18 protein-coding genes are annotated in these 19,152 nt (G+C 67.7%); 10 read left to right on the forward strand and 8 right to left on the reverse strand.

What is annotated here, in order from left to right:
- Positions 1 to 31 precede the first annotated feature (31 nt).
- Positions 32 to 712, forward strand: coding sequence for a Rossmann-fold NAD(P)-binding domain-containing protein (locus tag MJ605_RS11380; RefSeq protein WP_243041630.1), 681 nt, complete (start codon positions 32 to 34; stop codon positions 710 to 712).
- Between the two features lie 18 nt (positions 713 to 730).
- Here MJ605_RS11380 and MJ605_RS11385 read toward each other — a convergent pair whose 3' ends face one another.
- A complete protein-coding gene (locus MJ605_RS11385) occupies positions 731 to 1,414 on the reverse strand; it encodes a C40 family peptidase (protein ID WP_243041631.1) in 684 nt (227 codons plus the stop codon).
- Between the two features lie 678 nt (positions 1,415 to 2,092).
- Between MJ605_RS11385 and MJ605_RS11390 the strand changes: the two genes are divergently transcribed.
- The gene (locus tag MJ605_RS11390) at positions 2,093 to 4,693 is read left to right on the forward strand and encodes a TonB-dependent receptor (protein WP_243041632.1); all 2,601 of its coding nucleotides are present in this window, start codon (positions 2,093 to 2,095) and stop codon (positions 4,691 to 4,693) included.
- A gap of 18 nt (positions 4,694 to 4,711) precedes the next feature.
- Positions 4,712 to 7,009 carry a transferrin receptor-like dimerization domain-containing protein gene (locus MJ605_RS11395; RefSeq protein ID WP_243041633.1) on the forward strand — a complete coding sequence of 766 codons (2,298 nt, stop codon included), beginning with the start codon at positions 4,712 to 4,714 and terminating at the stop codon, positions 7,007 to 7,009.
- Positions 7,010 to 7,259: 250 nt separating this feature from the next.
- Here the strand turns inward: MJ605_RS11395 and MJ605_RS11400 are convergent, their stop codons facing one another.
- Both MJ605_RS11400 and MJ605_RS11405 read right to left on the reverse strand, forming a co-directional pair.
- Positions 7,260 to 7,955: a YggS family pyridoxal phosphate-dependent enzyme gene (locus MJ605_RS11400; RefSeq protein WP_243041634.1), complete on the reverse strand. Its 696-nt coding sequence runs from the start codon at positions 7,953 to 7,955 to the stop codon at positions 7,260 to 7,262.
- The gene (locus tag MJ605_RS11405; RefSeq protein WP_243041635.1) at positions 7,955 to 9,379 is read right to left on the reverse strand and encodes a M20 family metallopeptidase; all 1,425 of its coding nucleotides are present in this window, start codon (positions 9,377 to 9,379) and stop codon (positions 7,955 to 7,957) included. The genes MJ605_RS11400 and MJ605_RS11405 overlap by 1 nt, the downstream gene beginning before the upstream one ends.
- Positions 9,380 to 9,598: 219 nt before the next feature.
- Here MJ605_RS11405 and MJ605_RS11410 point away from each other — a divergent pair, with 219 nt between their 5' ends.
- The 4 genes from MJ605_RS11410 (at position 9,599) to MJ605_RS11425 (ending at position 11,645) form a co-directional block, all read left to right on the forward strand.
- A complete protein-coding gene (locus MJ605_RS11410) occupies positions 9,599 to 9,946 on the forward strand; it encodes a ComEA family DNA-binding protein (protein ID WP_243041636.1) in 348 nt (115 codons plus the stop codon).
- Positions 9,947 to 10,051: 105 nt separating this feature from the next.
- Positions 10,052 to 10,531, forward strand: a complete 480-nt coding sequence (locus tag MJ605_RS11415) for an SET domain-containing protein-lysine N-methyltransferase (protein ID WP_243041637.1) — start codon at positions 10,052 to 10,054, stop codon at positions 10,529 to 10,531.
- A 5-nt stretch (positions 10,532 to 10,536) separates the two neighbouring features.
- Positions 10,537 to 11,076 carry a GNAT family N-acetyltransferase gene (locus MJ605_RS11420; RefSeq protein WP_243041638.1) on the forward strand — a complete coding sequence of 180 codons (540 nt, stop codon included), beginning with the start codon at positions 10,537 to 10,539 and terminating at the stop codon, positions 11,074 to 11,076.
- The gene (locus MJ605_RS11425; protein ID WP_243041639.1) at positions 11,073 to 11,645 is read left to right on the forward strand and encodes a HutD family protein; all 573 of its coding nucleotides are present in this window, start codon (positions 11,073 to 11,075) and stop codon (positions 11,643 to 11,645) included. Before MJ605_RS11420 ends, MJ605_RS11425 begins: the two co-directional genes overlap by 4 nt.
- A gap of 32 nt (positions 11,646 to 11,677) precedes the next feature.
- Here the strand turns inward: MJ605_RS11425 and MJ605_RS11430 are convergent, their stop codons facing one another.
- The 5 genes from MJ605_RS11430 to MJ605_RS11450 form a co-directional block, all read right to left on the reverse strand.
- Positions 11,678 to 13,300 carry a flavodoxin domain-containing protein gene (locus MJ605_RS11430; RefSeq protein ID WP_243041640.1) on the reverse strand — a complete coding sequence of 541 codons (1,623 nt, stop codon included), beginning with the start codon at positions 13,298 to 13,300 and terminating at the stop codon, positions 11,678 to 11,680.
- 17 nt (positions 13,301 to 13,317) lie between these two features.
- Positions 13,318 to 14,307 carry an FAD:protein FMN transferase gene (locus MJ605_RS11435; protein ID WP_345779532.1) on the reverse strand — a complete coding sequence of 330 codons (990 nt, stop codon included), beginning with the start codon at positions 14,305 to 14,307 and terminating at the stop codon, positions 13,318 to 13,320.
- A 13-nt stretch (positions 14,308 to 14,320) separates the two neighbouring features.
- Positions 14,321 to 15,130, reverse strand: coding sequence for a DUF4198 domain-containing protein (locus MJ605_RS11440; RefSeq protein WP_243041716.1), 810 nt, complete (start codon positions 15,128 to 15,130; stop codon positions 14,321 to 14,323).
- 16 nt (positions 15,131 to 15,146) lie between these two features.
- Complete coding sequence (locus MJ605_RS11445) at positions 15,147 to 15,662, reverse strand: DUF2271 domain-containing protein (protein ID WP_243041642.1); 516 nt, start codon at positions 15,660 to 15,662, stop codon at positions 15,147 to 15,149.
- A 90-nt stretch (positions 15,663 to 15,752) separates the two neighbouring features.
- Positions 15,753 to 16,397 carry a PepSY-associated TM helix domain-containing protein gene (locus tag MJ605_RS11450; protein ID WP_243041643.1) on the reverse strand — a complete coding sequence of 215 codons (645 nt, stop codon included), beginning with the start codon at positions 16,395 to 16,397 and terminating at the stop codon, positions 15,753 to 15,755.
- A 229-nt stretch (positions 16,398 to 16,626) separates the two neighbouring features.
- On the opposite strand from MJ605_RS11450, the gene MJ605_RS11455 reads away from it, so the two are divergent.
- The 3 genes from MJ605_RS11455 to MJ605_RS11465 all read left to right on the forward strand — a co-directional run bounded on the left by MJ605_RS11455 (position 16,627) and on the right by MJ605_RS11465 (position 19,111).
- A complete protein-coding gene (locus MJ605_RS11455) occupies positions 16,627 to 17,316 on the forward strand; it encodes a response regulator (protein WP_243041644.1) in 690 nt (229 codons plus the stop codon).
- Positions 17,313 to 18,776: a sensor histidine kinase gene (locus MJ605_RS11460; protein ID WP_243041645.1), complete on the forward strand. Its 1,464-nt coding sequence runs from the start codon at positions 17,313 to 17,315 to the stop codon at positions 18,774 to 18,776. Before MJ605_RS11455 ends, MJ605_RS11460 begins: the two co-directional genes overlap by 4 nt.
- A 134-nt stretch (positions 18,777 to 18,910) precedes the next feature.
- Positions 18,911 to 19,111, forward strand: coding sequence for a transposase (locus MJ605_RS11465; protein WP_425601003.1), 201 nt, complete (start codon positions 18,911 to 18,913; stop codon positions 19,109 to 19,111).
- Positions 19,112 to 19,152 lie beyond the last annotated feature (41 nt).

Below are 19,152 nucleotides of genomic sequence, written 5' to 3' on the forward strand. Positions count from 1 at the left end.
CGGTACGCCCGCCGGCCGTAGAATGACCCACATGAGCGCGATACCCCACCATGTGCTGCTCGCCGGCGCCACCGGACTCACCGGCCGGGAACTGCTTGCGCTGCTGCTCGGCGACGGGCGCATCGTGCGCGTGCTCGCCCCCACGCGCCACGCCCTGCCGCCCCAGCCCAGGCTGGAAAACCCGGTGGGCATGATCAGCCACCTGCTCACCCAGTTGCAGGGTCCGGTCGACACCGTGTTCTGCTGCCTGGGCACCACCATCCACCAAGCCGGCTCACGCGAGGCCTTCCGCACGGTCGACTACGACCTGCCACTGCTGCTTGGGCGCCAGGCGCTGGCCCAAGGCGCCAGCCATTACCTGGTAATCAGCGCCCTGGGCGCTGATCCCTCGTCGCGATGGTTCTACAACCGCACCAAGGGCGAACTGGAACTCGCCCTGCAAAAGCAGGGCTGGCCCCGCCTGACCATCCTGCGGCCCTCCCTGCTGCTCGGCGAGCGCCGCCAGCCTCGCCTGGGCGAGCTGCTGGCCGCACCCTTCTCACGGCTGCTGCCGGAACGCTGGCGCGGCATCGAGGCGGCCACGGTGGCGCGTGCCATGTGGCGCCTGGCCGAGGCGCCGGGCGACGGCCTGCGCATCGTCGCATCGGGCGAACTGCAGCAATGGGGCGCCGCGCCGCAGGCAAAAAAAAGCCGCCCCGAGGGCGGCCCTTGACTGGCGAAAGCGCCTCGATCAGCTGCGGGCGAGCGCATCCGGGCGCTTGGCCCCGGCGAAGCGCTGGGCCCAGTACGACTCGTTCAGGCTGTCCACGCGCACAGTCTTGCCGCGCGAGGGCGAATGGATGAACTGGCCGTTGGCGATGTAGATGCCCACATGGGAAATGCGGCCCTGGCCACGCTTGCCGGCGGTGCGGAAGAACACCAGGTCGCCGGGCTTCATCTCGTCGCGGTTGACCTTCAGGCCGGCCAGGAACTGCGACGCCGAGTTGGTCGGCAGTTCCAGGCCCACGGCGTGGGCGAACACGTAGCGGACGAAGCCGCTGCAATCGAAGCCGGTGGAAGGATCGCGGCCGCCGCGCACATAGCGGATGTCGCGCAGGCGCATGGCGAGGTTGACCAGGGTCTTGCGCAGGTCGGACGTGTCATTGGCCAGCGAGACCACATCGGCCACACCCGCGCTCGGCATGCCGTCAGCGTCCGCATCGTCGTCGTCGCCCTTGGCGGCCGAGGCGAGCTGGGCCGGCAGCACCGACTGCGCCAGGCCAGCGGCCGGCGCGAACACCGCGAGCTGGCCCATCAGGTTCGGGGCCACGGCCGGAGTGTTGGCCTGGGCGGCGAGGGGTTCGGCGAAAAGCGGAGCGGAGAGGAACAAGGCACCAGCAAGCGCAGCAGCGGCGATCAATCGCTTCGTTGGCATGTGGAGCACGTCCCCTGAAGTTCGTGAGTTGCACCGCCGTTCGAGCTGGCGGCCGTGATGGAGACGTGAACTTAGCAAAGGCGCATGGATTGTTTGTTCGATCAAGGTTAACTGAACCCTGTCGTTTTGAAATGTCACATGCTCGCACCACGCGCCCAAATTCATATTTAACTATTTATTTTTATTAAAGAATTTCAACAAAACATCCACGACACTACTTAATTAATGAACTTCTTATCAAATACGGTTTTGCAATTTTGTGACCGACACCAACGCCATCCAGTGCGCCGGCTCAGCACCGCCGATGCCATATTTTGTAGGCGACAACCCCAATTCATTGAAAGCCAAGGCTATTTTTATGTAGGAATACGGCGCAGCCGTAGAAATGCGGTTGACACCATCTCCGTTCGCGGCGAGTTTCGCCCTACCGACGTCGCAATGACCGTCCAGGACTGACGATGCGCCACGCCAACCCACAGCCTTTGCGGACTTCCATCGGCATGGCATGCCTGCCGGGTATGGATTCGTGCTGTTGTTGTCGTTGCTGATCTCCCCGCCAGCGCCGCTGCGCTAACGCATCCCCCGGCGCCCCGCGCCACTCCTCGCTGAAACCACCTTGCCGACTCCCCGTGGAGTCCGGCAGAGCGCTGCCCTGCATCCATGTCAAGGAACCCCACCATGTTGAGGAAGTCCCTGCTTTCACTCGCCGCCGCCACCGTCGCTCCCGTCCTGTACGCACAGGACGACGAGCCGGACGGCAAGCGCAAAACCATCCAGCTCGAAGCCGTCACCGTGACCGGCTCCAACATCAAGACCACCGATACCGAAGGCCCCAACCCCGTGCTGGTGATCCGCGCGACCGACATCGACGCCAGCGGCAAGACCAATCTGCCCGACCTGCTGCGCACCATCTCGGCCAACAGCGGCAACAGCTTCAACGAGCAGGCCACCGGCAGCTTCTCCGCCGGCACGGCCAGCGTCTCGCTGCGCGGCCTGGGGGCGAAAAACACCCTGGTGCTGGTGGATGGCAAGCGTACCGCCAACTACGCCACCGCCAACGGCTTGACGGATACCTTCGTCGATCTCAACGCACTGCCGCTGGTGGCCATCGAACGCATCGAGGTGCTCAAGGACGGTGCCTCGGCAGTGTATGGCTCCGATGCCATCGCCGGCGTGGTCAACATCATCCTCAAGCAGAACTACCAGGGCGTCGATGTGGGCACGGGCTACGGCCAAAGCACCGAAGGCACCGGGCAGCACGAGCACACGTTCCGCATCCAGGCCGGCTATGGCGACATCCGCAAGGATCGCTACAACGTCTATTTCGCACTGGATGGACAACAGCGCGACCGCATCGACCAGGGCGACGTGAGCTGGCTGCGCGAGGCAGATTTCCGCGGCAAACCCGGCGGCCTGCTCAAGTGGACGCCCACCAACTATTACAACGGCGATCCCAGCGACCGCTTCGCCGAGGCGGTGGGCCCGGTGAACCTGCAACCCTGGGATGCGATCAAGCCCGGCAAGGCCGGCGAGGTATGGGCCTACAACCCCGCGCAGTTCACCACCCTGATGCCGCGCGTGGAGCGCTACCACGGCGTGCTGCGCGGCACCGTGCAGGTAGGCGACAACACGCAGGCTTACGGCGAGTGGATCAACAGCCGCAGCGTCACCAGCTTCCTGTTCGGCGGGCCACTGTCGATTGAATCGGGCCTGCGCGCATGGAACGATGCCACCCAGTCGCTCACCGACATCGACACCGCCCTGCCTGTCGGCAACCCGGCCAACCCCTACAACAAGGCGACCCAGGTCAACACCGCCCTGTGGCAGTTGGGTGCGCGCAACAAGCGCGACCGCCAGATCTACCATCGCATCCTGCTGGGAGCGCGCGGCCGGGTGGCCAGCTGGGACTGGGATGCGTCGCTGCTGCATTCGCAAAGCCGCTTGAGCGAGCGGGTCACCAACTTCGGCAACCGCTATGCATTTGAAAGCCTGCTCGCCGATGGCAGCTACAACCTCGCTTCCAACGACAACCCGGCCGTGCTGGTCGACGCATTGCGCCTGTCCACCCTGCGACCGGCAGTATCCACGCTCTCCGTCGCAGACGTCACCGCCAGCCGCGATGTGTTCGATTTGCCCGCCGGCACGGCAGGGTTTGCCGCAGGCGCGCAATTCCGCCATGAGACAATGCACTCGCACACCTCGGAGGCCGTGCTGTCGGGTACCGAGCTGCGGCCGGCACTGGGCATCATCGACGGCTCACGCAACGTCGCCGCCGGCTATGCCGAGTTCAACCTGCCATTGGCTACCCACCTGGAAGCCAACGTGGCAGGGCGGCTCGACCACTACAGCGACTTCGGCAATGCCTTCGCGCCCAAGGCCAGCCTGCGCTGGCAACCGCTGGATTGGCTGCTGCTGCGCGGCTCGTTCTCGCGTGGCTTCCGCGCCCCTTCGCTGCCGGAAATCACCAACAGCACCTCGGTCAGCTACGGCTCGGTATACGACCCCTACGACCCGATCACCCCGGGCACGCGCGGCTATACCGGCATCGGCGCCGCCAATCCCAAGCTCAAGCCCGAACGCTCGAAAAACTACAACGCCGGCTTCGTGCTGTCGCCTAGCGCCGACACCAGCTTCGGCGTGGATTACTTCCACATCACGCAGGATGGCCTGATAGGCGCCGACAACGTCACCTACATCATCAATCATCCGGACATCTACGGTAACCGCATCGTGCGCAACGGCGCCGGCCAGCTGATTACCGTCTACAACCAGTACCTGAACCTGCAAGGCCGTACCGTTTCCGGCGTGGACGTGGATTTCCGCCAGACCATGCACGGCGACGGCTGGGGCCGGCTCACCCTCGATGGATCATGGAGCCGGCTGCTGGAATTCACCCGCGAACAGGTGACGGGTCAGGTCGAGGTCAATGGCGCGGGCAGCAACATCTTCGGCGCGCTGCCGCATTGGCGCGGCACCACTCACCTGCAATGGGCCATCGGCGATTTCGACAGCACGCTCACCTGGTACTACACCGGCGGCTACCGGCAGAACCCCAGCAACATCCAGAGCAATCCGGCCTTTCCCGCCAAGGTCAAAAGCTGGACCACGTTCGACCTTTCGGTGGGCTACCACGGCATCGGCCACACCACGCTGACCCTGGCGCTGCAAAACCTGCAAAACCGCCGCCCGCCGTGGAACCCCAACACCACCTGGTACGACACCTCCCTGGCGGATCCACGCGGGCGCGTGGCCCTGATCAAAGCCGACTACCACTTCTAAGCGCTAAGGAAACCCGACATGACTCCGCGACTCCCCCGCCGCCTCGGCTTGCTGTTACCCGGCCTGCTGGCCTCCTCCGTCGCCCTGGCCCAGCAGCATGCCGCCAAGCCGCCGATCCTCGGCTTTCTCGGCGACCACGGCACCGCCCAGCGCCAGTTGGAAGCAAGCTTCGACGCCAGCCTCGATGCCAGGGAACTGGACGCATGGCTCAAGCAGCTATCGTCCGAACCCAACCACGTCGGTTCGCCGCACAACAAGGCCAACGCCGAATGGGTGCTGCGACAATTCAAGGATTGGGGCTGGGACGCCCATATCGAAACTTTCTGGGCCGCCATTCCGCAGCCGCTGGAAGTACAGCTGCAATTGCTCGGCCCTCACCCGTACATCGCCAGGCTGCACGAACCGGCGATTCCCGAGGACCCCAACTCCAGCCAGCATGCCGATGCACTGGCGCCCTACATCGCCTACGGCGCCGATGGCGACGTGAGCGGCTCGCTGGTCTATGTCAATTACGGCCTGCAGGATGACTACAAGGAACTGGCTCGGCGCGGCATCGACGTGAAGGGCAAGATCGTCATCGCCCGCTACGGTAGCGGCTGGCGCGGCCTCAAGCCCCAGTTGGCGCAGGACCACGGGGCCATCGGCACCATCATCTATTCCGACCCCGCCGATGATGGCTACGCCAGGGGCGATGTATACCCCAGGGGCGGCTATCGGCCGGAGGACGCCGTGCAGCGTGGCACCGGCGCCATTTTCGCCTACTACCCTGGCGATCCGCAGACTCCCGGCTATGCCTCCACCAAAGGGGCCCGGCGCATTCCGTTCGAGCAGGCATCGCCGCAACTGAAGATCCCGGTGATCCCGATTTCCTACGCCGACGCCACGCCGTTGCTGAAGGCGCTGGATGGCCCGGTGGTCCCCGCTAGTTGGCGCGGTGCGCTGCCCATCACTTACCACATGGGCGACAGCGATGCGCAGGTGCATTTGAGAGTGAAATCGGACTGGAGCCTCAAGCCCGTGTACGACGTCATCGCCACGCTGCGCGGCAGCGACTACCCGGACGAATGGGTGGTGCGCGGCAACCATCGCGATGGCTGGGTATTTGGCGCGGCCGACCCGCTATCTGGCCAGGTGGCCCTGCTGGCTGAAGCCAAGGCCATTGGCGCACTGGCAAAGACCGGCTGGAAACCCAGGCGCACGCTGGTTTATGCAAGCTGGGATTCGGAAGAGGTCGACCTGATCGGCTCCACCGAATGGGTGGAAGCCCACGCCGACGAACTCTCGCGCAAAGCCGTGCTGTACCTCAATTCAGACGGCAACAGCCGTGGTTTCCTGCGCGCAGGCGGCAGCCACAGCCTGCAACACTTCGTCAATCAATTGACCGCTGACGTGACCGATCCGGAGACTCAGGCCAGCATGGCGCAACGCCACCGCGCGAAACTCCTGGTGGATGCCAGCGCGGCCAATGCCAAACCGGCCGACAAGCGCACCGCCGGGCGCTTGCGCAAGGGCGACGACTTCCCCATCGACGCCCTGGGCTCCGGCTCGGATTTCGCCGCCTTCACCCAGCACATCGGCCTGCCCACGCTGGCGCTGAGTTATGGCGGCGAAGGGGAAGGTGGCGTTTATCACTCGCTCTACGACAGCTACACGCACTACACCCGCTTCGCCGATCCTGGCCTGGTGTACGGCGTCACGCTGGCGCAAACCAACGGCCATGGCGTGCTGCGCTTCGCCAACGCCGACGTGCTCCCCCACCGCTACGGCGACCTTGCCGACACCCTGCAGGACTACGTCGATGACCTGCGCCAGCTTCTGGAAACGCAACGCAAGCAAGCCGCCACGCGCAGCGAACTGCTCGACGACCATTCGCTGGCCCTGGTCGCCGATCCGCGCCAGCCACTGGCCCTGCCCGAGCGCATCGTGCCCGCGCCGGAACTGGATTTCACTCCCTTGCAGCAAGCGGTGAATCAACTGAAGCAATCAGCCAAGGCGTATGACGATGCCCTGGCCGCCCGCAAGACACCGTTACCCAACGCGCAAGCCGCCCGCCTGAACAAGGCGCTGCAACCGATCGAACAGACCGCGCTCTACCGGCCCGGCCTGCCCAACGGCCGCGACTGGTACAAGCACCTGTTCTACGCCAACGGACTCTACACCGGCTATGGCGTAAAGACCCTGCCCGGCGTTACCGAAGCCGTGGAGAGCGAACGCTGGGACGAAGCCCGCCGCTACATCGGCTACACCGCCGAGCGCATCCGCGCGTATGCACAGGCGATCGACAAGGCGACGAAGCTGCTCGCACTCGCATCTTGATGGGCCTTTCCTGGAACCTGTCCATGCTCTCCACGTGGCTATAAGAGCACCCTCCCTGCGACCGTAGAGAGTTCCTTTTCGGGACGCGCAGGGGGGCAGAGCGCACATGTTTTGCCCCCCCTGTAGGAGCGCACCCTGTGCGCGACGCCTTTCGCCTCATAGCTCATCCCCGGCAAGCGACGCATCCGGGGGGGACGATTAGCGTCGGCTGGGAGAGGTTAGGAGGCACGCGGAGATCGTGAACAGGCTCTTAGGAATGCGCCCGATTGCCGAAGATCGCGGTGCCGATCCGCACCTCGGTCGCCCCCTCGGCGACGGCTAGCGGAAAATCGCCGCTCATGCCCATGGAAAGCCGCGGCAGCGCGTGGCCCCGTGCCTGGGCCGCATCGCGCAGTTCGCGCAGCCGGCGGAAGCAGGCCCGCACCGCGCCGACGTCATCCGAATGCACCGCCATCGTCATCAGTCCGCGCACGCGCAGGCTGTCATACGCGCGCAGCGCATCCAGGAAACCCGGCAGTTGTTCCGGCGGCAAGCCGTGCTTGCTTTCCTCGGGCGAGGTCTTGACCTCGATGAGCACGTCCAACTGCCGGCCCTCGTGCCTGAGCCGGCGATCCAGCGCCTCGGCCAGTTCGAGCCGGTCCAGCGACTGCACCTCGCTGGCCAGCCGCGCCACATCCTTGGCCTTGTTGGTCTGCAGGTGGCCGATCACCACCCACGCGATGCCGCTATCCGCCAGCACGGCAGCCTTATCGCGGATTTCCTGCACCTTGTTCTCGCCGAAGCGCCTGAGCCCCAGGGCCATGGCCGCGCGCACGACCTCGGGGCCGAAGGTCTTGCTGACCGGCAGGATCACCACCTCGGACGGATCGCGTCCCGCCGCACGACAGGCGGCGGCGACGCGTTCGCGCACGTCGGCAAGGTTGGCGGCGAGGTAGGAAAGATCCATCAGCCCTTGGCGCCCTGCGCGTAGTGGCGGGCCACCACGTCGGCCACCACCATCGACACCCGCTTGCCGGTGGGGATGTGCAGGAACTCGTTCGGGCCGTGCGCGTTGGAATGCGGGCCGAGCACGCCGGTGATGAGGAACTGCGCCTGCGGGAATTTCTCGCCCAGCATGCCCATGAATGGAATGCTGCCGCCCTCGCCCATGTAGGCCGCCGGGGCGCCGAAGTAGGTCTGCGAGGCGTTCGCCACGGCGTCCTCCAGCCACGGCGACAGCTGCGGCGCGTTCCAGCCGCTGCCATCCTTCTCCAGCTTGAAGCTCACCTTGGCGCCGTACGGCGGGTCCTGCTCCAGCAGTTGCTTGAGGAACTGGCCGGCCTTGGCACCGTTGAGCGTCGGCGGCACGCGCAGGCTGAGCTTCACCGCGGTCTTGGGGCGCAGCACGTTGCCCGCGCTTTCCAGCGGCGGCATGCCGTCCACGCCGGTCACCGCCAGTTGCGGCCGCCAGGTACGGTTGAGCACCAGCTCGGTGAGGTCCTCCGTCACCGGGTGCATGCCGGGCACGAACGGGAACTTGTCGTAGATGGCGGTGCCCAGCACCTGGGCCGACTTCTTTGCCTGCTCGACGCGCTGCGCCGGGATGTCGACGTACAGCTCCTTCGGCTTGATGGTGCCGGTAGCCGGATCCTCCAGGCGGCTGAGCAGCTCGCGCAGGATGCGGAAGCTCGACGGCACCACGCCGGAGGCATCGCCCGAGTGCACGCCCTCCTCCAGCACCTGCACGGTCAGTTCGCCGCCGGTCATGCCACGCAGCGAGGTGGTCAGCCACAGCTGCTCGTAGTTGCCGCAGCCCGAATCCAGGCACACCACCAGCGAGGGATTGCCGATGCGCTCGGCCAGGTGGTCGACGTAGTACGGCAGGTCGTAGCTGCCCGATTCCTCGCAGGCCTCGATCAGCACCACGCAGCGCGCATGCGGCACACCCTGCTCGTGCAGCGCCAGCAGCGCGGCCAGCGAACCGAAGATGGCGTAGCCGTCGTCGGCGCCGCCGCGGCCGTAGAGCTTGTCGCCCTTCAGCACCGGTGTCCACGGGCCGAGGCCGTCGGCCCAGCCGGTCATTTCCGGCTGCTTGTCCAGGTGGCCGTACAACACCACGGTGTCGTCGCCCGAGCCGGGCACCTCGATATAGATGAGCGGGGTGCGGCCTTCCAGGCGCACCACGTCCAGCGTGGCGCCCGGCAGCGCGGACAGCTTGCCGCGCGCCCAGGTCTCCATCAGCTTCACCGCCGCATCCATGTAGCCATGTTCCACCCACTTGGGATCGAACATGGGCGACTTGTTGGGAATGCGGATGTACTCGACCAGTTGCGGCACGATCTCGTCATCCCACAGTCCGCTGATGAAACGGTTGAGGCGGGCGGTATCCATGGAGCGGCTCCTGCGGCTGGGGAAAGGGCGCAATTGTATCAGCGTGGACAAAACGCCCGCCGCAGCCCACAGCGCGTCCGCCGCCCGCGTACATCGCATGAGCCCCGAGGCTCACGACGCGACCGGCATCCCGCCGACTGCCACGCGCATCGTGCACGGGCAGAGTCGCAGCGCGGCTCACCAAGGACGCCGCATTCCATTCACGGGGAGAACCAACGCATGCGCAACACGATCGCCACCCTGCTCGTCGGCCTGGCGCTGGCCTGGCCAGCCTTCGCCGCCACGCCGGTGAACATCAACAAGGCCGACGCGGCCACCATCGCCAGCTCGCTGGACGGCATCGGCCAATCCAAGGCGGCGGCCATCGTGGCCTGGCGCGAGGAACACGGGCCCTTCAAGAACGTGGCGGAACTCGAGCAGGTCAAGGGCATCGGCCCGGCCACGCTGGAACGCAACCGCGACGCGATCCTGCTCCAGGACGCCGCCGGCACCGGCAAGGCCGCCGCTCCGGCCGCCAGGCCCAAGACCGCCAAACCCGCCAAGACGGCCAAGGCCGCTGGCGAATAATCAAACCCATCAGCCACTTGCGTTCAGAAAACCCATCCGTCAGGCCCTGGCAAGCCTGGACGGATGGGCCTACACTCCGCCGCCAGGTTGTAGGTTAGGGGTGACATGATCGTTCCGCGTTACCGCATTGCCGCGTCCGGGATCCCCGGCGCGGGACAGGGGCTGTTTCTCGAACAAGATGTCGCCGCCGGGCAGATCGTCACGGCGCCGGACGCCATCGAGCGCACCTACCGCTACGACGAGCTGACCAGCTCGCCGGCGCTGTACGCGCAGCTCCACGCCAGCGCGCGCTGGTTCGAGGACCGCTACACGCTGTCGCCCGACTGGCCGGACGAGTGCTACATCAACCACAGCTTCGAACCGACCGGGCTGTGGCACCTGGGTTTCGTGTTCGCCACGCGCGATCTCGCCGCCGGCACCGAGATCACCGTGGATTACCGCCACCTGCTTCCTCCCGGCGAGGAGGAGGCGTTCGCCGATGCCGCGACGGGCCGCAAGATCGTCGGCCTACCCTGGCTCGAGAGTCTGACCATGAGCACGCGGGCCCTGGCCGCCCTGCTCGATGGCACCCGGCTTGCTTGTTGAAGATCATGAAAGACATACCCGTCATAGAAACGGCGCGCCTGCGCCTGACCGCTCTCACCGAGCGGCATTTCGAGGACTACGCCGCCATGCTCGCCGATCCGGCCAGCACCCGCTGGGTGGGCGACGGCCAGCCGCTGGACCGCACCAATGCGTGGCGCTCGCTGGCCATGCTGATCGGCCACTGGCATCTGCGCGGCTACGGCATGTGGGCGCTGGAGCTGAAGGACACCGGCCTGTTCATCGGCCGCGCCGGCCTGATGCGGCCGGAAGGCTGGCCCGACCTGGAAATGGGCTGGATGCTCAAGCCCGAGTTCCGCCACCACGGCTACGCCACCGAGGCCGGCAGCGCCATCCTCGACTACGCCTGGAACGTGCTTAACGTGCCGCGCGTGATCAGCCTGGTGAAGATCGGCAACGAAGCCTCCGACCGCGTGGCCGAGCGCCTGGGCGGCGAGCATATCGAGGACATGGATTTCTTCGGCGCGCACAACCACGTGTTCGCCTACTACCCCCCGCTAGCCGAGAAACGCCGGGCCTGGGCATGAGCCAGCTGCGTCCGCTGCCAAGCGACGCCCTGCACGCCAGGCCGTGCCCGGATGGCAGCGTGACGATCACCGACATCGCCTCGGGGCCGGACGGGCAGTCCTGGCGCTGGCAGCTCGCCCTGATCGGCATCGACGCCAACGACCTGGTGTTTCCGACGCATGATGACGTCAGGCGGCAGTTTGTGCCGCTCGATGCTGCCGTCGACATCCGCTTCCACGATGGCCGCACGCAACCCATGAACCGGTTCGACGTGGCCCATTTCGACCACGGCAACGCACCCAGGACCTGCCAGCCGGCCTCGCCGACCCGCACCTTCAACCTGATGCTGCGCGACGACGCGCAGGGCGAGCTGATCGCGCGGCCGCTGAATGGCGCCATGGTGCTGCTGGCCCCGCTCGGCTGGCGCTGGTTCGTGCTGTTGCTGTCCGGCCAGGCCCAGGTCATCGTGGATCATCTCTCGCACCCGCTCGAGGCAAACGACATGCTGTGGATCGACCCGATCCCGGGGCATCCGGTGCGCATCGAAGGCGGCGGGGAAATCCTGCTGGCGCGCCTGCCCGCGGACTGACCGCGCGGCGGCCAAGACCCGGCAAGAACTGCTCAATAGACGTCGCGCCGATAGCGCCCCTGCTCGCGCAGGCTCTCCAGCTCCCCGTCGCCGAGCACCTCGCGCAACACCGCATCGACACCGGGCGCCATGCCCGCCAGGCTGCCGCACACGTAGATGGCGGCGCCCTCCCCCGTCCATTGCCGCAACTCGTCGGCGGCATCGCGCAAGCGGTCCTGCACGTAGACGCATGGCTCGCCATCACGCGACCAGGCGAGGTCCAGCCGTGCCAGCAGGCCTTGCCGGCGCCACTGCTCGATGTCGTCGCGGTGGAAAAAGTCGTGCGCCTGCTGGCGCTCGCCGAACACCAGCCAGTTGCGCGCATGGCCCCTCGCGATGCGCGCCTTGAGCAAGGCGCGCAGGCCGGCCAACCCGGTACCGTTGCCGACCAGGATCAGGGGACGTCCGTCCTCCGGCAGGCGGAACCCGGGATTGGGGCGGATGCGCAAGGCAATCTCCCCGCCTACGCCGGCATGCTCGGTCAGCCAGCCCGAGCCGATGCCCATCGAGCCGTCCTCGCGTTGCATGCGCCGCACCAGCAGGTGGAGCGCACCATCCTCCGGCAGCGAGGCAATGGAATATTCGCGATGCGGCAACGGCTGAAGCCCGGCAACCATCTGCGCGGGCGAACGGCCGGCCGCTTCCACGGGCGCGGGAAGATGGCTGGCCGCCAGCCAATCGCGCAGGGGAGCCCGGCGTCCCTCATGCTCGACGACCGCGTCGCCGTCCAGCGACAGCGCCGCCAGCCAGCGCTCGACCTCGGCTGCCGCATGCCGTGGCCCCACTTCCACCAGGTCGCCCGCCTGCCACTCGGCCTTGTCCTGCAACGGCTGCAAGGCGAGATGGAAACACGGCCCACCCAGGCTGCCCGGATTGAGCAGGCGGCGTTCGGCCAGGCGCCAGCGCCGATAGTGCGGGCGTTTCCAGTCCGGCATGTCGGGTGCGCCAGCCAGCAGCGAAAGGTGGTGCTGCCAGTGCCGCAGCGCGGCGGCATCGCCGCTGTCCACCTCCACCGGGTCGAACAACGGCGTCGCGCCACTGTGTTGCAGCCAGTGCTGCAATTGCCGCCCGAAGCCACAGAAATGCTCGTAGTCGCGACTGCCCAGGGCCAGCAGTCCGTATCGCAGGCCGCCGAGCGGCGCTGGCTTGCGCATCTGGCGGGCGACGAAGCCTGCCGCACGGTCGGGCGCGTCGCCCTCGCCCGTAGTGCTCGCCACGAACAGCACGCGCCGTGCCTGCGCCAGCAGGCCGGCGTCGATCTCGCCCAGGTCACGCACGTGGACCGCCAAGCCCGCTTGCCGCAGGCTCTGCGCCGTGCGCTGCGCCAGCTGTTCCGCCGTGCCGGTCTGGCTGGCGAAGGCGACCAGCCAAGCATCGCCGCCGTCCGTTCCGGCGACGAGCGATGCCGCCGCGCGGCGCTGCGCGGTGCGGCGCCGCCAGGCCAGCCACGCGCACAGGCCGGCCCAGGCCAGCAGCGCCAGCCACGCCGCCAGCCAGCGGGACGTGCCGGGAGCGTGCCATTCCCATTCCTTCGCATGCAGCGCGAGCAGGCCCGCCATCCCCACGGCGAGCAGCGCGACCAGTACCACGTTGCCCCACAACACGCGTCCTGCCATCGACGTACCGCCTTCCCTCATGAAGCGAGCGCCGCGGCGAAGGCGGGCGAAAGGCGCTCCTCCAGCCCGTTCGCGCCATGCAGGATGAACATCACCGCCTGCCCGCGCTCGCGCGCCAGCGCCATGCCCCGCTCGGGCCCGAGCACGGTCATCAGCGTGCCCATGGGATCGGCGTCCACCGCCTCGTCGGCCAGCACGCTGACCGAGGCCACCCGGTGCGGCACCGGCCGCCCGGTGCGGGGATCGATGTGATGCGAGTAGGCGTCGCCATCGGATTCGAAGCGGCGCCGGTAATCGCCCGAGGTGGCGATGGCCCGGCCACCGAGGACCAGGATGCGGCTGAGCTGGTCCACATGCCCGACCGCGCCGCTCGCCGCGCCGGGACGCTCGATGCCGATGCGCCAGAGCGAGCCATCCGGCTTCGTACCATGCCCTTTCAGTTCGCCGCCCACCTCGACCAGCCACGCGCCGACGCCCAGGCTATCCAGGTGTTGCCCGACCAGGTCCACGCCATAGCCCTTGGCGATCGACGACAGGTCGAGATAGACGCCGCCGGGCTGGTACAGGCTGCGTGTCGCCTCGTCCAGCTTGAGCCGCCACCAGCCGATGCGCGCGCGCGCCGCCTCGATGGCGTCGTCGGAGGGCGGCTCGCGTCGCGCGGCATCGGGTCCGAAGCCCCACAGGTTCACCAACGGCCCCACCGTCGGGTCGTAGGCGCCGCCGCTGTCGCGCGCCAGCCGCAACGCCCGCCGCACCACCTCGAAGCATTCCGCCGGCAGCGCATGCCAACTGCCCGCCGGCGCTTGGTTGAAGCGGGAAAGCGGCGACTGCGGGCGATAGGTGCTCATCTGGCCATCCACCAGGTCGAGCACCGACTGGATGCCTTCCTGCCAGCGTTGCAGCGACAGCCCAGCCGGCAGCACGGCCCGCACCGACCAGGTCGTGCCCATGGTCTGGCCCCCGGTGGATTGCACCACCAGGTCCCTCGATGCGGGAGCCCTGGTCAGCATCGGTCCGGCGTCACTGCGGCAGCACTTCCAGCGTGGCCGAATAGGACAGCCGGCGCTGCCGGGCCTGCTTGACGCTGGTCCTGTCGTCCTGCGCGCTGGCGTTGATCCAGTACATGCCGGCATGCGGCCAGTTGAGGCTGAACTTGCCGTCCTTGTCGGTGGTGGCGTCCATTTCCTCAGGCGCATTGCGGTAGCGCGTCTCGCCCGCGATGGCAGTGACCTTGAGGCCGGCGGCGGGCTTGCCGTCCAGCAGCAGTTGGAAGGTGGCGGCCTCGCCGGTCGCCAGGTCGGTGACCTGGGTGACCGGCACCAGCTCCAGCCCTTGGCCCGACGGCTTGAGCGCCACGCCGTTGGGCTTGCCGTTGGTCACGAAGGTTTCCACCCGATTGAGCGATTCGGACACGTCGAGGTTCTTCGCCCCGGCGGGAATCTGTCTGGACAGGTCCGCTGCCTCGCCGCGCCAGCGCTTCTTCTGCCCGTCCAGCTCGTAGCTGGCGAACAGGCCGCCGTTGACCGCGGCGATGCGGTAGGTGCCCTGCTCGGTCAGGTGCACGTCGAACACGGTGCGGTACTGGCCGGTAAGACCATGCTCGGGCTTGGCCGTCTGGCCGTCCGGCGTGGTGATGACCACGCGGTCCAGCGGCACCGGCATGTGGTCGGGATAGAACAGGTCGTTGGACACGGCCGCATCCACCGTCACCCACGGGTCGGCGCCGGAGACGTTGGTGGCCGAGGGCACCAGCCACAGCTTGTGCGCCTGCGCCGCCATCGGCAAGGCAAGGGCCAGCGCCAGCGCGCTCCATTTCAGCGATTGCTTCATCATGGCTTCTCTCCAATCAAGGGGTGAGGTCGAGCTTGACGGCGCCCAGCTCGCTGCTGCCCTGCGCGGCCAACTGCTGCGGCGCGGCGGCCGGCCAGGTGAACGGCACGCGCACCACTTCGCGCCCACCCACTTCGCGCGCGGCCTCCACCACCAGCTCGTACTTGCCCGCCGGCAGCTCGCCCAGCGGCGCCTTGCCCTCGTGGAAGCTCAGCTTCTGGTCGCCGGCCGGGCGCGTGGCGCCGGACACGCCGTCCACCGGCATCTGCAGCTCACGGCCGCCGCGGCGCCACCACTGGCGCAACTCGGGCAGCCACTTGGTGCCGGCGCCTTCCTTCGATTCCTTCTGCGCGTACCACACGGCCAGTTGCGCGGCGACGCTGTGGTCCTCACGCTCGACCCACACCGCGGTGTAGGGACGGTGGTACTCGGCCACGTCGAGCTGCGGGATCTGCACGGTGACGTTGAGGTCCGCGGCGATGGCCGGCGCGGCCAGCAGCATGGCGGGAAGGGTCAGGGAAAGGCGTCGCATGGTTTCCTCGATGTCAGAACGGTAACGCGTGTAGGAAGGTGGAAGGCGCGGGTGCGCGGGCGGAGGGTTCGACTTTTCTCACTTATGGCGTCAATGCACAAAGATCAGGATCAATACCAGCGGCAGCACCAGGCCGAAAGCCACCAGCGGCCAGGTCGCGCCGCGCTGGCTGGCGTGCATCTTCAGCAGCAGCAGGCCGGTGACCGAGAAGATCACGCAGGCCAGTGCGAACACGTCGATGAACCAGGCCCACGCCGCACCGGCGTGACGGCCCTTGTGCAGGTCGTTGAGGTAGGCGATGACGCCGCGCGTGCTGCGCTCGGCCTCCACCTTGCCGCTCTCGCGGTCGATGCTCAGCCAGGCGTCGCCGCCCGGGCGGGGCATCGAGACGTAGATCTCGTCGGACGACCAGTCGGCGGCGCGGCCGGCCACCTCGACGCCCAGCGTGTCGCCGATCCAGTCGGCCACCACGGCGGGCAGCGGCACGCCCTTGCGCTCATCCTCGCCGCCGACCGCCTTCAGCAGCGGCGCCGGCAGCTGCGTCTGGCGGTGCACGGTCCGCGCCTTCGCCTCGATCTGCCCGGCGTGGTTGAGGGTGAAGCCGGTGACGGCGAACAGCAACATGCCCACCAGGCACAGCGCGGAGCTGATCCAGTGCCACTGGTGCAGTTGCTTGAGCCAGAATGCCCGGCCCGCTCCCGCCTTGTTCTCGTACGACCGTACCGCTGGTTCCATGCCCGCCTTGTGCCTGTCGGATCCGCTCTGCTTCATTCTGCATGGCGGCCATGCAACATCGTGGCGCGCAAGCTGTCCCAAGTACCGCGCCGGCGCTAAGCTGCCCGCTTGGGCGGCCCTTAACCCGACGACGCCGGGATCTTGCCACAAATGAGAATCACTCGCAATTCAGCGGATGGGACGCGAATACCCGCGCGCCCGGCCTCCGCCCGCCCCTCCGGAAACCGACATGCGCATTCTGATCGCCGAGGATGACCCCTCCATTGCTGCCGGTGTCAGCGCCTCGCTGCGCCACGGCGGCCACGCCGTCGATTGCGTGGGCGACGGCGCCAAGGCCGATGCCGCGCTGCGCGACACGCCCTACGACCTGCTGATCCTCGACCTTGGCCTGCCCCACCTCGATGGCACCGACGTGCTGCAACGCCTACGCAAGCGCGGCACCGGCCTACCCGTGCTGGTGATTACCGCCCGCGAAGGTTTGCGCGAACGCGTACGCGTGCTCGATCTCGGCGCCGATGACTACCTGGTGAAGCCCTTCGCGCTGGCCGAGTTCGAGGCGCGCGTGCGCGCGCTGCTGCGGCGCTACACCGCCCAGGGCGCGCCCGAGCTGGCCATCGGCCGCCTGCGCCTGGACCTGCCCGGCCACCGCGCCTGGGTGGACGACACGCCGCTGGAACTGACCGCGCGCGAATTCGGCCTGCTGGAGGCACTGGCCGCGCGCCCCGATCGCGTCACCAGCCGCGCGCAGTTGGTCGAGGCGCTGTGCAGCTGGGACGAGGAACTCACCGACAACGGCCTGGACATCGCCATCTACCGCCTGCGCCGCAAGCTGGCCGACTCCGGCACCCAGGTGCGCACCATCCGCGGCCTCGGCTACCTGCTGGAGGAAACCAGGGAAGGCAGGGAAACCAAGGCATGAGCGAGGCCGCGCCGCCCGCCCGTCCATGGCTGTTCCGGCTGGCCGAGCCCGACGGCCGCCCCAGCCTGCGCCGCGCGCTGCTGTCCTCGCTGCTGGTGCCGCTGATGGTGCTGCTGGTGATCGAAAGCCTGGTCACCTACAGCGGCGCGCTGGTCTATTCCAACCACGTGCACGACCGCGACCTCGCCGACGACGCGGTGACCCTGGCCCAGATGCTCAGCCAGGAGGACCTTGGCGGGCAGATCTCGCCACAGGCGCGCTTCCTGCTCGAATACGCGCCCGAAGGCCACAACTACTTCAACGTCAGCAGCCGGAAGCACGGCCTGCTGGCCGGCACGCCAGAGCTGCAGCCCGCGCCGCTGGACGGCGCCGCGCAGGACGGCGAGCCGGCGCTCTACTCGACTACGCTCTACACGCTCACGCAGAAGCGCCGCGAGTTGCGCGCGGCCACGGTGCGCATCCCCAACCTGCGCGATCCCACCGACCAGCTCACGGTCACCATGGCCGAGACCTTCCGCGACCGCCACGAGCGCGCGCGGGAGATCCTGCTGCTGACCATTCCCGCCCAGGCCATCCTGATCGCCAGCGTGTTCGTGCTGGTGCTGTATGGCGTGCGCGTGGGCCTGCGCCAGCTCGACCCGCTGACCGCGCGGCTGGGCGCCCGCGAGCACGACCTCGCGCCCATCGGCGACGCCGACGTGCCGGTGGAGATCCTGCCGCTCACCCGCACCATCGATGCGCTGTTCGCCCGCCAGCGCGGCATGCTGGCCTTGCAGGAGCGCTTCATCGCCGATGCCGCTCACCAGCTCAAGACGCCGCTGGCCGGCCTGCGCGTGCATGTCGAGCGCGCCCAGGCCGACCCGGGCAAGGAAACCGTGGCCGACGCCCTGCAGCACATCGTGCGGCTGACCCAGCGCGCCAGCCGCACGTCGAGCCAGCTGCTGGCGCTGACCCGCGTGCAATCGCCGGAATTGAACGAAACCGCGCCGCTCGTGCTGCTCGATCTCGCACGGTTGATCCCGGAACTGCTGGGCGTGCGCGTGCACGATGCCATCGCCGCGGGCGTGGACCTCGGCTACGAGGGGCCGCCCGGCCCGGTCTGGATCGATGGTGACCGTCTCTCGCTGCAGGAAATGCTCGACAACCTGATCGATAACAGCCTGCGCTACGCGGGCCGCCACAGTATCGTCACCGTGGGGGTATCGATACTCGGCGAAAGCCCCTGCCTCAGCGTGGAAGACAACGGCCCCGGCGTGCCGCCGGCCTTCCTGGAACGCCTGGGCGAGCGCTTCTTCCGCGTGCCCGGCGTGGCGGAGGAAGGCACGGGCCTGGGCCTGGCCATCGTGCAGCGCATCGCCGAGCGGCACCATGCCCAGGTGCGTTTTCGCAATGGCGGCAGCGGCGGGTTGCGGGTGGAGGTGGTGTTTCCGCCGGCGCGAACCTCCAGGGTGCTGGACTGAGCTTGGTGGCGGCGCCGGTTCGCCACTTATTACCTAAATGTAGGAGCGCACCCTGTGCGCGACCGCTTTCATGCTCGTCACCCCGGCGCACCCCGCAAAAGGGGGCAAGGGCCGGGATCCAGTAACGGTATCGCTTGATTGTCGCCTTATCGCCAGGTTGCCACCTACGACCGAAGGAAGTCCCCGTGGGACGCGGCGACAAGGCGCGCCACCTGATCGAAAACTTCTTTGCACGGCTCAAGCCGTATCGAGCGATTGCCACGCGCTATGACACGACCGCTCGCAACTTTCTCGGTGCCATCTACCTCGCTGCGGCCATCGCTTGGCTTAATTGATGACAGGCCCTAGCCAAGACACGCACACTGGCTCCCTCCCC

Origin of the sequence: Dyella sedimenti (assembly GCF_022760995.1) — a bacterium.
Lineage (GTDB): Bacteria > Pseudomonadota > Gammaproteobacteria > Xanthomonadales > Rhodanobacteraceae > Dyella > Dyella sedimenti.